We start from the raw sequence: 12836 nt of genomic DNA on the forward strand, positions 1-12836 counted from the left end.
TTCAAGGAGACATTCGCCAAAGCAACTCGGGGAAATTGCCTGAAATACGCGGTTGAAGGTATCATGACTGGGAATGCTTTGCATGCCTATATGGCTGCTGAGCCAATCCTGCCTGGCATGGGCATAATCTTCCATGTCATAAAAGCCGTCACCGCCTGACAAGTACGAACATAAAGCAATAAACATAATAGTCTCAAGACTATGTATCTTTGTGCGCTCTACTCGTGGGTCAGGCAGGTCACGGAAAATAGCCAATGTGATTTCAATAGGGTCTTCCATAGCCCCCAGTCTATAGATCTTTTTTAGATGCGTCTGCCCTGCTTCGCCCCCACTTCCAATGCCTTAGAATTCCCAGCCGAAGCTCAGACCCACGTTGACGGATGAGGCCGCCGTGCGGGATTCCCCACCAGATCCACCTGCGCGAAAAAGTCGTTGCCGCGTGTCAGGCGCAGACTGCCCTGCGTCAGCAACCCATTCCGCCCCACGAGGTCGGTGGACGATTCAAAGCCGGCGTTGCCATAGCCCCGGAAGGACGCGCCGCTGCGGAAAACGCCGTCCAGGATCCCGTGCCGCCAGGCGGCCAGCAGATCCACGGCAAGGCCCGCGTGGTTGGGGAGTTCCCCAGTCAATGCCATTGTTGTGCCGATTCCTTTCAGCAAGGCCCGCGTGGTTGGGGAGTTCCCAGGCGCGGCCCAGATGCCCGCCCAGAGAGCAGCAGGGAGTCGTAGACGCCGCCGTCCACGTTGAGGCGGCTGGCCTGGCCGCCTGTTTCCGAGATGTCCGGACGCTGCACGAAGCCGTATTCCAGCCAACCCAGTGGTCCGGCGCTGTATTTGCCCATGTCCAGTCCTTGCCCGCGCCCGTCAGCGCCCGGCCCACGCTGACCGCGTCCGTGGCGTAACCGGCCAGAATGCCGTGAATGGCCGTGAGGATGTCGTTGCGCATAAGGCCTCGACGGGAAGCGGGCGGTAAGCCGCGCCAAACAGCAGTCTGCCTCGCCGCTGTCCCGGATAGTTGCTGTACCGGCTTGATAAACCCCGGTCGGCTCGCGGAGCGTAATGGCTTGGGGCGAAAATGAATCTTTCAATTTTTATGGAAAAATAATATATATGTATCTATACTAAAAACTTCAGAAAATAAAGTATTCCATACTGAAATTCCGGACAGATTCTCCATTCTTGCCGGTACGCCTTGAGGTGCGCTGGATCTGCCGTCTGCCACATCTTGGCAACGCCGGCGGGTTTCAAGAACCGGTGCCGTCTGCTGCTGCCGCGCTGTGATGGCCGCAAGAGAGTGCGGGATATTTTCAGGAGAGTTCTCTTTTCGTGCCTGCGGTTTGTTTCACGTCCAGACGTCTTCCAAGGCATTGAAAACAGTGTATTCCAGTCCCCGGTTGTTTGTTATGCGCATTGAAATGCGTTTGGCCATCGCTGCGGAGGCGCATGGCCAATATCAGAGCACCGAAATATCGCCCGCGAAGATGACGTTGCTACTCCTGCTGCGGTGCGGTTTTTCACAGACAAGCATAGATTTTTGACAAGGGGGTCTGAAATACGCCGGGGGACATCAATAGGAATGCAGGATCTTGCCTCTTTTCCGGCTTTGCGGAGCTCCTGTGGGAAAGGCCGGGAAGGACCTTGGTCCGTGGTCGATGGGCGTCTGGCAGTATGGGCCTTGCGGCCGGGGAAAATGTCATGCTTGTCCGTATCCGCAAAAATTTTCAACTCACCCTGCCCCCAAAATTGTCTGAATGTCTTGGGCTCGCTGAAGGCGGCTGGCTGGATTGCGAACTTTGGGAGGGCGCGCTTCTCCTGAAACCCGTCGCATCCGGACCGGAAGAAACATTTCCTTCATCCAGGGGCGGCTTTTCTCGGGCCACCCTCCCTTCCCCCCTTTGTCCTCCGCACTGGAGATCCGCTGTTTCGGCAATCTCGCCTTCCGGTTGGGGGATGCGTATCTGCGCATCGGCAACAAGAAGGCTGCGGAACTTCTTGCCTATCTCCTCTGTCACGGAGGGGAACCCATACCGAAGCAGCATCTGGCAGGGCTGCTCTGGCCCCGTGTAGGCGGCAGACAGGCTCTGGACAGCCTGTACAAGGTCTGCACGCACATCGGCGCCCTGGAATACAGGGGCATCCCTCTCAGACTCCGCTCTTCCGGCGGCGAGATTCAACTGGATTGCCGGTCCATCAGCTGTGATCTGTTCCGATTCGATGCGCTGTACCAAGAAAAGGACAACATAGCGAGTTGCCACACCCTTCTGGATATCTATGCCGGACCGTTGCTGCAGACCCAGGGCTATGACTGGCTTGCTCCGTGGGAAGCCCGCTACGAACTGCGCTATGTGGAGATCCTGACCAGCCTTCTCTCCCACTATGAGCGGTCGGGAGACGCTACCAGGGCTGGAGTTTTCCGGAAAAAGCTTCTGCTGTTCAGCGGATCTGACTGAGGAGGTGTTTTTACAGGCCGGAAGAATTTTTTCCGATAATTTTCCACGCTGTTTCCGGCATTTTTCCCGACGGACTTTTTATTCTGCATCCAAGGTCGTAGCAGGCGCCGTATGACCACGAGGCTTTTAACCCTTATCCTGAAGGAGAATACCAATGACCACCTATTCCCTGATCGTGGAAAACAAATCCATTCTTACAGGCAGCATCTGCGTGTATCAGCGTGATCCGCAGCAGAGGATCAACAGAAACCTGTACTCGCTGGCCTGGTTCAGCAAGATGTGCCATCCCAATACCACGGTGGAGTTCTCCTGGAGCATCGACTATTGCTTCAACTGGGCTGAAACCGGTGCGCTCAGACCGGGGGTCCTTTTCTCTGCTTCCGAATCCCTGGCCGCCGACCCCTCGCTGGTGGACGCCACCAATACCATCGCCTTCAATTACAGCAGCGGGGCCTTCCGCTTCGTGCAGGCCAAGGAAATCACGGATCCCGGCATGCTACGCATCATAACCGACAACACCATTCCCAACAAAAAGGCCTCCATCGGCATTGGCATGTCCGGTCAGCCCGCCTTTGCCACGGACGCCGGTCCCAACCTGAGTTATTCGTTCATCCCGCATCCCCAGTACTATGTCGCCTTCGGATACTACCTCCAGGGCGAGGTCATTGACCTGAACCTGGTCTCTTCCACCGTCTGCGTCGAATACGAGGACAATATCTTCGAGAGAACCGTGCGGCTGAAGAGCAACAACACCTGGGATGCGGATTAGGCGCATCCTGCGCGCCGGAGTGCAACCCGCTCCGGCCGTTAACAGGGCCGCGCCTTTTTATGGGCGCGGCCCGCAGGGGAGGTTTTTTGACTCCGCCCTGTTGCGGAGGACGTTTCGCCGCCACTTCCCCAGAGTGTGACGCATTCAAGGAGCATGCGTATGAACAAGGATTTTCATTATTACGGTACCTATGCGGCAGCCCGGCTTGCCGGATACAGCGCGCAGGACGCTCTTGTCATCGCCCGGAGCGCCGGATTCGTGGACGAATGCACTCTGGACGTCCTGCGGGCCGTCATGGAGGAGGCTGACGGGCATGAAGCGCTCAAGGGCCTGCACGATGATCCCGCTTCCATTATCCCCACGGCCCACAGCGACGCCGCCATACGGGCAGGCAACAGGGAATGGAGCACGGCCTTCCTTGACGAAGTGTTGCGCACCTGGCCCTGCTTTCATTATCTGCCCGGCAACTTCAGCGCGCACGGAAGCGTGCTTGAATATCAGGGCGCGACCTCAGACCTGGGCACGTATTCCATCTGGTATTACGATGAGGAAGCGCGAGAACAGTTCAAACTTCTCTGTCTGCCCAACAGCCCAACTGTCAAGGGTATGGTCAATATCCTCAAGCAAAAACGAGCTTCCCATCTGCATGCCGTCGGTCTGTGCATGCATGTGCTGGCCGACACATGGGCGCATCAGTATTTTGCAGGCATCCCGGCCTGGTTCATGAATGATGTGCAGATGGAGGACATGAAAATTCAGGATCTCACGCCTCCGGAACCAAAGTGGTATGATGATCTGGTGCCCCTGCTGCAAGATAATCCGCATTATAATTCCATGGCCTTTCTCGGGCATGCTCTGGCCGGGCATCAGCCCGATTATGCCTGCCAGTCTTTTTCCATGAAAGCCCAATGGGCGAAGAAGAAACTGAAGCGGGACAACCCGTCGCTTTTCATGAGCGCTTTCAAACAGATGCTCTATGCCCTGCAATGCATCAACAGTACCATTTCCGGAGATTTTGATCTGAATACATACGCGGATCTCGGGCACGACAGCATTTCCACAGATAAGAATGCGGAACTGATCGATAACGTTCTGCGTTCCGGAAAGAGCGATCAATCTCGGGAGTGGTGCAACTGCCTGCTTTTCCTCAGTCTGAGGGACGGCGGCATAAATCCGCCCGAGGTGGCAACGCTGCGACGTTGTGAGAATGACTGGGGCCAGGGCAGCATCAGCCCGGAAGATCTGGCCGCGTTTCAGGAGGCCGCGAAAGCCCATCTGCAAGATGTCAAGGCGATTCTGGCCGGGCACCGGATATTCCTTGACGATATTCCGCCGGAGCGCGTCGTACCATTGCGCTTGCAACTTGCGCTTAAAATGCCGGCTTCCGACGATGCCGCAATGGGCAGGAAGATTCTGGCCGACTTGCTCAGGAAGGTCTGGATCGAGCAGGGACGGAGCGCTTCCGTCAGAGACAGGATGGAAAAGAGGGCCCTGGCCGGGGCGGAGCGGATATCCCTTTCCGGCACTTGTCTGACGTGTCCCACCATGGGGGAAAAGCCGGTTGTTCTGGAAGCCGTCCTGCCCGGCGATCCGGCGACGCCCGGCACACTGAAGGCGGGCCAGGCGGTGAAGCTGCGCCTCCCTCCGATGCCGCAGGCGGACAAGGAACATGTCTATCTGTGCGCCTGGGAGCGGTCGTACGTTTTTTGCTGGGCGCGGGACTGGCATATATCGGGCCAGAAATGGGTGTTCGAACAGAAAAGATGTCTGCCGGACGGCTCCATAGACATCGCCGCTCCGCTCTGCGTCAAAAACGTCCTTTATGCGGATCAGCCGTATCTGGGGCCGCACAGGGACAGCCCGTGGCTGACATTCAGCAAGAACGAGATTTTCTGGAAGGTCACGCCGTTTTTTGCGACTGCCGCCCCATCCACTGTCAAAGCGGCGGACCATGCCGGTGAAGAGACGGAAACCGCTGCTCCTGAGCCTGAATAATCAACGCGTCCGCAGGGACGCGACAAGATGCGGCCATGCGCCGGTTGGAGAATAATTCATGAAAGTCATGCTTGTCACCAATAAATCCGCTCTGACTGAGAAATACGGATCCAATCGTGACGCCGTGCTGAACCTCCTGGTGGAATTGAACAACCATCATAAAAAGACGGATCCGGAAAGTACGCTTTATTGCATTGATGATCGGATCGATATGGAGAATATCGCCCCCCCTGTGCGGGACAATAACAAGGCGCAGACAAAAGCGGCCGTGGACGCCATTTTTGACAAGAAAAATCCCGATTGCGTGGTTCTTGTCGGCGCGGGCGACATTGTCGCCTTTCAGGAGTTGAAAGACCCGACGGATGACGCGAAAGTGATCCAGAGTGACCTGCCGTATGCCTGCGCCTACCCGTGTTCTGACGATGTACGGCATTTCCTTGATCCGAAGCGGATTGTGACCAGGATTCCCGATGTGGTGAACGACGCCGCGGAAGGAAAGCTGGTGCTGGAGAATGCCGTGCAGCAGGCCATGAGCCCGGGCAAGACCGCGCCCGAGTATGCGGAGGAGCCGTGGGCCGTATGCACCCAGCGCCGCGAGCCTGCCCTGAAGGGACTGCTGCACCTGGTGTACGGCGCGAACAAGTCGTATGCCACTTGTCCGCACAACGGCCCGTGCTGGGATACTGTCACATCCTATAGACGGAAGGTCCACGCACACGTGCTGCACGGCGGGGTCCGCTCCACCTTTCTGGTAGGGGAGAGCAACGGCGATCCGTCTGTCCGTTATGAGGCCGTGCACGTCGGTATGCTGGACGCGGCCCTGGAGGATGGCGTTATTTTGTTGGAAAGAGCCTGCCACGGCGCGCAGCTTTTTGATCCGCAAAAATGCGGTAAAGGAAAGGGTCTACCCCTGGCCAACGTGTATCTGAAGCGGAAAGCCTGGGCCGTGATCGGGAGCACAACGAGCAATTACAGCCATGAAACGAGCATGTTCTTTGCGGATTACCTTGTGGGCTATTTCGGAAAATATCTGCTGGAACCAGGAACATCCATCGGCAAGGCCTTCCTGAAAGCCAGGGAACAGACAATCAGGGATTGGGGCGGCCCATGGGACAAATTCAAATTGAAGATTCTGGCCGGTACGGTGGTCTATGGCGACGCCTCCAAGGTTGTCATAGAAAAAATGGACAAAAAGGAGGGTGCAATGGCGGATGAAAAACAGGCCGCATCACATGTGGTGCCGGTTGAGGCCAAGGATGCCCGGATGCCGGAAGCGGTGAGAAACCAGATCCGCGTCGTCCTGAAAACAAAGGGATTTGACCCTGAAGCCGTTGTGACGGCTTCCAGGCTGGCGGCCCTTGAGGAAGGCGCCGAGGAGTCGAACCGCCCGGGCGAAAAGTGGCAGTATTATATACAGCAGCGTGACAAATGGCTGCTGATTACCACGGAGGACAATAATGTGACCGCTGTGGAGGAAATCCACGAGGGATAGCGCGCGGTATGGTTGAAAACACACAGCCGGTTTTCTCTCGTATGTGGCGGAGAAAACCGGCTGTGTGTTTTTTGCGGGGCCGCGGCCAGGCGCACGGCGTCGCTCGGAGACCCCGGGCGCAGCAGGGATTCCAGCGTGTCTTGGGCCTGCGGGAAGCTCCGTCTCAGGGCCCGGCAGAAATCGCGCCAGAACGCGTCCTCGCTGTTGCCCATCACCGAGGTCCAGACCTGCCGGATCTCGCGCTTGCCCAGGACGTCGCGCGCGGCCACGGTTTTGCCGTAGCCCATGGGCGCTTCGATCAGGGTCAGGGGCCGGGAAAAAATGCCTTCCAGGGCTTGGTGCAGGCGGGGGCTGAAATAGAGGACGGCGGTATTCAGGGGAAAAGCGGCGGGCATGGGCGCTCCGGGTTCAGGGCGACGGGCAGGGCAACAGGCGTGGGCAAGCGGGAGCGGGGGAGATTTCAGCGTACTCTGAAACGTGCGGGGAAGGAAGCCTCGGATTGCGCCGGGCCGATCCGGCACGATCCAGACGCGATGCGGGGAGAGCCCGCAGAACCCCATCCGAGCGGCAAGCCGCAGGCGCGTCCGCGCTGGCAGGGGCTCTCACCGCCCAGGGCTTGCCAGAACGGCAAAAATGCTGGATTCTCTGCGTCAGGCTGTCATGAGGATGTTCGGACTAAAGGAGCGTTTATGCCGGGTTGTGTGCGCTATCCCGCGCCGGGCTGCATTGTGGAATATATGGAGGGCAATGCCGTCCAGATCGCCATGGTCACCGAAGAAGCCGGGGGCCGCCTGCGCCTTTTGCTGCCCAATCGGCGGGAAACGCGGCTGACGGCGGCGCGCCTGCTGCCCTGGCTCGGGCCGCTGCACGCGGCCGACGCGGGCCGGGAAGGGGCGGTGCGCCTGCTGGAAACACACAAAAAGGCCAGGGAGGAACTGGCCGCCGCGGTGCCGGTCATGGACGCCTGGGAACTGGCCCAGGGCGAAGTGGCGACGGCCCAGGCCCAATGGTTTGCCGAGCTCTTTGTCAGCGACCCCGATCCGGACCAGGTGTCCGCTTACGGCCGCGCGCTGCTGGCCTGCAAAAGCCATTTTCGTTTCCAGCCGCCGGATTTTCAGGTCTTTTCCGCTGAAACCGTGGAAAAGCGCCTGGCCGAGCAGAAAAGCCGGGAGGAACGCGAGGCGCTTATCGCGGGCGGGGCGGCTTTTTTCCGCCTGCTCTGGGATGTGGCCTGCAAAAAGCGTCCTCTGCCGCCCCCGCCCGCCCTCTCCGGACGGTCCGGCGCGGAAAGCGGTTCGGAATGGCCCGCGCCCGAAGTGGCGGACCGCCTCAAAGAGCTGCTGCGCGCCCGGATGATTGATCCGGAAAGCCAGGAGCATGAAGCGCTCTGGCGCATGCTCGCCAAGGGCCTGCCCGACGTGCCGCATCTGCCTCTGCAACTGCTGGTCGCCTGGGGCGAGTTGCCGCCGCACTACAATTTCTGGCTGGACCGGGCCGACTACGCGCCGGACGATACATGGTGGCAGGAGCGCGCCGACGAGGTGGAGGCCCTGGCGCGGGCGGCCTGCGGGGACGACCCGGCAGCGGCGGACCTGCCGCTCTGCGAGCTGCCCTTTGTGAGCATTGACAGCGCCAGCACCCGCGATGTGGACGACGCCTTTTTCGTCCAGAGCGACGGCGCGGGGTGCAGCCTGACCCTGGCCCTGGCCTGTCCGGCCCTGCTCTGGCCCTTCGGCGGGCCGCTGGACAAGGCCGTGCTGCACCGGGGCACCAGCATTTATCTGCCGGAAGGCACATGCCACATGCTGCCCGAGACGCTGGGCACCGGGGCCTTTTCCCTGCTGGCGGGCGAGCCGCGTCCGGCGCTCTGCGTGCGGGTGGCTGTGGACAGCGAAGGCCAGGCGGGCGCGTGCGAGGTTTTTGTCGCCAGGGCGCGTCTGGCCGCCAACCTGACCTACAAGGACAGCCAGGCCGTGCTGGACGCCCTGGCCGCGCAAGGGCGGGTGGAAACGTCCGGCGGCGCGGAGGCGGCTCTTCCGGACAATCCCGCCGCGCTCCACGCGGAGCAACTGCGCCTGGGCCTGGATCTGGCCCGGCGGCGGCAGAAGGCGCGCATCGCGGCCGGAGCCGTGATCATGGACCGGCCCGATCCGGTGATCCGCCTGGAAGGTGAAGGCGCGGAACTGCGCGTGGACGTGTCCCCGGACGATCCGGCCCCGGATGCCCAGATGCTGGTGGCGGAAACCATGATTCTGGCCAGCGCCGCCGTGGCCGAATGGGCGCGGGAGCGTGGGCTGCCCATGCTCCACCGGACTCAGGACGTGGCCCTGCCCAAGGAATACGCGGGCGTCTGGACCGCGCCCCAGGACATGGCCCGGATCATGCGGGCGCTGACGCCCTCCAGCCTGGAACTCCAGGCCCGGCCCCACGCGGCTCTGGGCCTGCCCCGCTACACCCCTGTGACTTCGCCTTTGCGCCGCTACCCGGACCTTGTCAACGAGGCCCAGGTGGTGCATTTTCTGCGCGCCGGGCAGGCACGCTGGGATGAAAGCGGTCTGGCGGAGCTGCTGAACAGCCTTTCGCCCGTGCTGGAAGCCGCCGGGCAGGTGCAGCGCTTCCGGCCCCGTTACTGGAAGCTGCTTTTCTTCCGCCAGAAGGGGGACAAGGCCTGGTGGCCCGGTGTGATCACCGAGGAGAACGACGCCTTTGTCAGCGTGAGCCTGCCGGATCAGGGCATTTTCGTGCGCGGCAAGCGCCGGATGTTCGACGAGCGGGCCTGTCCCGGCCTGGCCGTGGAAGTGCGCCTGGGCAAGGTGCATCCGCTGTATAATGAGATACAGATCGTGGAGGCCGCCACCCTGGAAGGGTAGACCCGCCAGGCTGGCGCAACTGAAAGTTATTGAAAGACAGCAGGGTACACTCAGGAGATATAATTCTGAATGTTGCCCGGCATTGTTGGGCAAAGCCTCCTTTACTCCGCCGGAGCGTAGCGGAGGCGGATGGCTGGTGCCGGGGGAATCCGGCGGAGAATAAGATTTTCGTGCGCTGTCGAGGAATCCGGCGTTTTTCGCGCGCAGCGTACTCAGGTACGTGAGCAGCAAAAAATGCCGGATGGCGCGGGCGGCGTGCGTGAGGTTGTTCTCCCCGGAGAATCACGGCGGGCAAGATACGCCTGCCTTGGGTCAGTCCGGTTTTCGGGAGGAGAAAAACATGCTTGTGCAGGCACTCTGGATAGCGGTGGCCTATGTGCTGGGTTCCGTGCCCTGGGGACTGGTCATCGCCAAAACCTTCTGCGGCATTGACCCCCGCACGGACGGCAGCCGCAGCACCGGGGCCACCAACGTCTCCCGGCTCTGCGGTTTCGGCTGGGGCGTGGCAACCCTGCTCTGCGACGTGCTCAAAGGCGCGTTGCCGGTCTGGGCCGCGCTGGCCATCAATCCGTCCCCTGTCTTTGTCAGCCTGGCCGGCCTGGCCTGCGTGCTGGGGCATGTCTTTTCCTGCTTCATGAAGTTCAAGGGCGGCAAGGCCGTGGCCACCAGCATCGGCGTGTTTCTGCCCCTGGCCTTCTGGCAGTTGCTTATCGCCGCCGCGCTCTGCCTGCTGGTGATCTGGCGCAGCGGCTATGTCTCCCTGGGGTCCCTGACCCTGGTGGCGGCCCTGCCCCTGCTTCTGCTGCTCAGCGGCATCTGGAGCTGGCTGCCCCTGAGCCTCTGTCTGCTGGCCCTGGTGGTCTGGAAGCACCGCGAGAACATCGCCCGCCTGCGGGCCGGGACGGAAAAAAGCTGGTTGAAGAGCAAACACAAGGAGTGATGCCGCACTATGTCCCATTCTGATTTTCCGGCCTATCGCGGCCGCATGGAATATGTCTGTCTGGACTGCGGGGCGCGTTATCCCGGCGACAGCCTGCTCTACACCTGCCCGCAGTGCGGCGGCGTGTTCCTGCTGGAAAACCTGGACTTCGAGCGCCTGAAAGAGCGCGGCGGCGCGGCTTGGCGGGAGCTGTTCGATGCCCGCGCGGCCACGCGCGACACGGCGCTCAAGGGCATTTTTCGCTATTACGAACTGCTGGCCCCGCTGCTGGAACAAGAGGACATCGTCTACCTGGGCGAAGGCCTGACCCCCATCGTGGAGGCCGCGCCCGCCCTGCGGGACCGCGTGGGCCTGCCCTTCGCCTACAAGAACGACGGCCAGAATCCCAGCGCTTCCTTCAAGGACCGGGGCATGGCCTGCGCCTTCAGCTATCTCAAATGGCTCTGCCGCCGTCACGAGTGGGACGAGGTGCTCACGGTCTGCGCCTCCACAGGCGACACCTCAGCGGCAGCGGCCCTGTACGCGGCCTATGTGGGCGCGCCGCTCAAGTCCGTGGTGCTGCTGCCCCACGGCAAGGTCACGCCCCAGCAGTTGTCGCAGCCTCTGGGCAGCGGAGCCACGGTACTGGAACTGCCCGGCGTGTTCGACGACTGCATGAAGGTGGTGGAACATCTGGCGGAAAACTACCGCGTAGCCCTGCTCAATTCCAAGAACAGCTGGCGCATTCTGGGCCAGGAATCCTACGCCTATGAAGTGGCCCAGTGGTACGGCTGGGACGTGGCCGATCTCTGCCTTTTTGTGCCCATCGGCAACGCGGGCAATGTCACGGCAATCATGTCCGGCTTTCTTAAAATGCTGGACCTGGGCATCATCACGAGCCTGCCGCGCGTCTTCGGCGTGCAGTCCGAACACGCGGACCCGGTCTGGCGCTACTACGCCGCGCCCAAAGAGAGCCGCCACTGGCAGCCGGTGACGGTCACGCCCAGCGTGGCCCAGGCCGCCATGATCGGCAATCCCGTGTCTTTCCCGCGCGTGCGGCGGCTGGCCGAGCGCTTTGTGGAGGCGGGCGGGGAAACAGCTTTCCAGGTGGTCCAGGTTACGGAGCAGCAGATCATGGACGCCATGATTCAGGCCAACCGCCACGGGCACATCGCCTGCACCCAGGGCGGCGAATGTCTGGCCGGCCTGTTGAACGCCCGCGCGCTGGGGCTCATCGGCGGCGACGAGCACGCGGTGCTGGACGCCACGGCCCACAGCCTGAAGTTCGCCGGCTTTCAGGACATGTATTTCAACGATGCCTTTCCGCCGGAATACGGGGTCACGCCGGACAAGAGCCTGGCGAACCGGCCCGAACTGCTGTTGCCGGAAAGCGCGCGCCAGGGCCGGGACGTGGCCGAATTCGCCCGTCTGGGCGCCGAGGCCGTGGTGGAACGGTTGGGTTTGAAGAGGAAATAGGCGCTCGTGGCGACAGCCTCTGATGCATGAATGCCGCGCGGGGCGGAAAGGTTTTCAACGGCCTTTCCGCCCCGGTTTTTTGGCGTTGCCTACCGTTGATCCCACTTCCTGCGGCATACCGCATGGGCCGCGTATTCCACCAGCCCGCAGATGTCGTAGACCGGGATGCCCGTCGCCTTCTGAACGGGTTCGGCAAAAGCCGAGAGATCCGTGCATTCCAGCAGCAGGGCGTCCAGGGCCTGCGTCCGCGCGAAGGCTTTTGCCGTGCCGACGATTTCCTGTTCCAGGCGGTCCAGGTCAAAATCGTGTCGCTTGTTTTCCAATATGGTTTCCCGGAATTCGGGCTGCTCGTCCATGCCCTGAATGCGCACCGCGTCCCTGCTCGAGGCGCAGGCCGCGAAAAGCTCCGGCGTGAGCGCCGCGGCGCTGGCCGTGAGCACGCCGATGACCGCGTTTTCTCCGTGCAGCAGGCGCAGCAGCGGCAACTGCACGAGGCTTGAGAGCAGTACCGGCACCTTGAGTTCCCGCGCGATCTGCCCCTGGAAGCGGGCCATGAAGCCGCAGGAACCGGTGACGGCGCGCACGCCGTCGGCTTCCAGTTCCCGCGCGGCCTGCACAAAGGGCTCCAGCAGCTCGGGCGTGGGATTGAACAACAGGCGCGGGACGTCCACGCCCGTGATGACCCGCGTCACCACCGGAAAGCCGAAGGTCAGGGGATTGCGCAGATGCCCCCTGGGTTTGGGAAAGAGAGAATCCAGGCAGAGCACGCCCACGGGCGTGTCATAGTATCGTGTGCCGCCTTTCAGAATCATGGCCGTCTCCTTGCAACGCGGAAGAAGCGCGGAAAATCAGTTTTTGCGCAGATC

At 61.3% G+C, this 12836-nt stretch carries 12 protein-coding genes; 7 read left to right on the forward strand and 5 right to left on the reverse strand.

Annotated elements, in window-relative coordinates; all coding sequences use genetic code 11:
- The 3 genes from HMPREF1022_RS17255 to HMPREF1022_RS06750 form a co-directional block, all read right to left on the reverse strand.
- Nucleotides 1-279: transposase family protein (locus tag HMPREF1022_RS17255; RefSeq protein ID WP_232221571.1), on the reverse strand; the 279-nt coding region annotated here is incomplete at its 3' end.
- A gap of 83 nt (nt 280-362) precedes the next feature.
- The gene (locus HMPREF1022_RS06745) at nt 363-635 is read right to left on the reverse strand and encodes a hypothetical protein (protein WP_009302502.1); all 273 of its coding nucleotides are present in this window, start codon (nt 633-635) and stop codon (nt 363-365) included.
- Nucleotides 636-652: 17 nt separating this feature from the next.
- Complete coding sequence (locus HMPREF1022_RS06750; protein ID WP_009302503.1) at nt 653-841, reverse strand: hypothetical protein; 189 nt, start codon at nt 839-841, stop codon at nt 653-655.
- Nucleotides 842-1792: 951 nt separating this feature from the next.
- Here HMPREF1022_RS06750 and HMPREF1022_RS06760 point away from each other — a divergent pair.
- The 4 genes from HMPREF1022_RS06760 (at nt 1793) to HMPREF1022_RS06775 (ending at nt 6705) form a co-directional block, all read left to right on the forward strand.
- Nucleotides 1793-2449, forward strand: a complete 657-nt coding sequence (locus HMPREF1022_RS06760; protein WP_156802896.1) for an AfsR/SARP family transcriptional regulator — start codon at nt 1793-1795, stop codon at nt 2447-2449.
- A 154-nt stretch (nt 2450-2603) separates the two neighbouring features.
- Nucleotides 2604-3218 carry a hypothetical protein gene (locus HMPREF1022_RS06765; RefSeq protein ID WP_008683069.1) on the forward strand — a complete coding sequence of 205 codons (615 nt, stop codon included), beginning with the start codon at nt 2604-2606 and terminating at the stop codon, nt 3216-3218.
- A gap of 159 nt (nt 3219-3377) precedes the next feature.
- Nucleotides 3378-5213: a DUF6765 family protein gene (locus tag HMPREF1022_RS06770; RefSeq protein ID WP_009302505.1), complete on the forward strand. Its 1836-nt coding sequence runs from the start codon at nt 3378-3380 to the stop codon at nt 5211-5213.
- Between the two features lie 58 nt (nt 5214-5271).
- Nucleotides 5272-6705 (forward strand): hypothetical protein, encoded by a 1434-nt coding sequence (locus HMPREF1022_RS06775; RefSeq protein WP_009302506.1) that lies wholly within the window; start codon nt 5272-5274, stop codon nt 6703-6705.
- On the opposite strand, the gene HMPREF1022_RS06780 is transcribed toward HMPREF1022_RS06775, so the two are convergent.
- Entirely contained in the window at nt 6621-7100 is a 480-nt protein-coding gene (locus HMPREF1022_RS06780; protein ID WP_009302507.1) for a hypothetical protein, read from the reverse strand. The genes HMPREF1022_RS06775 and HMPREF1022_RS06780 overlap by 85 nt on opposite strands.
- Nucleotides 7101-7394: 294 nt before the next feature.
- On the opposite strand from HMPREF1022_RS06780, the gene HMPREF1022_RS06785 reads away from it, so the two are divergent.
- The 3 genes from HMPREF1022_RS06785 (at nt 7395) to thrC (ending at nt 11970) form a co-directional block, all read left to right on the forward strand.
- Nucleotides 7395-9575, forward strand: a complete 2181-nt coding sequence (locus tag HMPREF1022_RS06785) for a ribonuclease catalytic domain-containing protein (RefSeq protein ID WP_009302508.1) — start codon at nt 7395-7397, stop codon at nt 9573-9575.
- Nucleotides 9576-9915: 340 nt separating this feature from the next.
- Nucleotides 9916-10515, forward strand: coding sequence for a glycerol-3-phosphate 1-O-acyltransferase PlsY (plsY, locus tag HMPREF1022_RS06790; RefSeq protein WP_009302509.1), 600 nt, complete (start codon nt 9916-9918; stop codon nt 10513-10515).
- A gap of 9 nt (nt 10516-10524) precedes the next feature.
- Nucleotides 10525-11970: a threonine synthase gene (gene thrC / locus HMPREF1022_RS06795; RefSeq protein WP_009302510.1), complete on the forward strand. Its 1446-nt coding sequence runs from the start codon at nt 10525-10527 to the stop codon at nt 11968-11970.
- An 89-nt stretch (nt 11971-12059) separates the two neighbouring features.
- Here thrC and HMPREF1022_RS06800 read toward each other — a convergent pair whose 3' ends face one another.
- A complete protein-coding gene (locus tag HMPREF1022_RS06800) occupies nt 12060-12782 on the reverse strand; it encodes an aspartate/glutamate racemase family protein (protein ID WP_009302511.1) in 723 nt (240 codons plus the stop codon).
- Between the last annotated feature and the right edge of the window lie 54 nt (nt 12783-12836).

Origin of the sequence: Desulfovibrio sp. 6_1_46AFAA, assembly GCF_000224635.1 — a bacterium.
Classification (GTDB): Bacteria; Desulfobacterota; Desulfovibrionia; order Desulfovibrionales; family Desulfovibrionaceae; genus Desulfovibrio; species Desulfovibrio fairfieldensis.

Excerpts from the sequence above, each read along its gene's own strand:
- HMPREF1022_RS06770 (WP_009302505.1), top strand. The coding sequence starts at position 3,378 with ATGAACAAGGATTTTCATTATTACGGTACCTATGCGGCAGCCCGGCTT.
- HMPREF1022_RS06785 (WP_009302508.1), top strand. The coding sequence starts at position 7,395 with ATGCCGGGTTGTGTGCGCTATCCCGCGCCGGGCTGCATTGTGGAATAT.
- plsY (WP_009302509.1), top strand. The coding sequence starts at position 9,916 with ATGCTTGTGCAGGCACTCTGGATAGCGGTGGCCTATGTGCTGGGTTCC.
- thrC (WP_009302510.1), top strand. The coding sequence starts at position 10,525 with ATGTCCCATTCTGATTTTCCGGCCTATCGCGGCCGCATGGAATATGTC.
- HMPREF1022_RS06765 (WP_008683069.1), top strand. The coding sequence starts at position 2,604 with ATGACCACCTATTCCCTGATCGTGGAAAACAAATCCATTCTTACAGGC.
- HMPREF1022_RS06750 (WP_009302503.1), bottom strand. The coding sequence starts at position 841 with ATGGGCAAATACAGCGCCGGACCACTGGGTTGGCTGGAATACGGCTTC.
- HMPREF1022_RS06800 (WP_009302511.1), bottom strand. The coding sequence starts at position 12,782 with ATGATTCTGAAAGGCGGCACACGATACTATGACACGCCCGTGGGCGTG.
- HMPREF1022_RS06775 (WP_009302506.1), top strand. The coding sequence starts at position 5,272 with ATGAAAGTCATGCTTGTCACCAATAAATCCGCTCTGACTGAGAAATAC.
- HMPREF1022_RS06745 (WP_009302502.1), bottom strand. The coding sequence starts at position 635 with ATGGCATTGACTGGGGAACTCCCCAACCACGCGGGCCTTGCCGTGGAT.
- HMPREF1022_RS06780 (WP_009302507.1), bottom strand. The coding sequence starts at position 7,100 with ATGCCCGCCGCTTTTCCCCTGAATACCGCCGTCCTCTATTTCAGCCCC.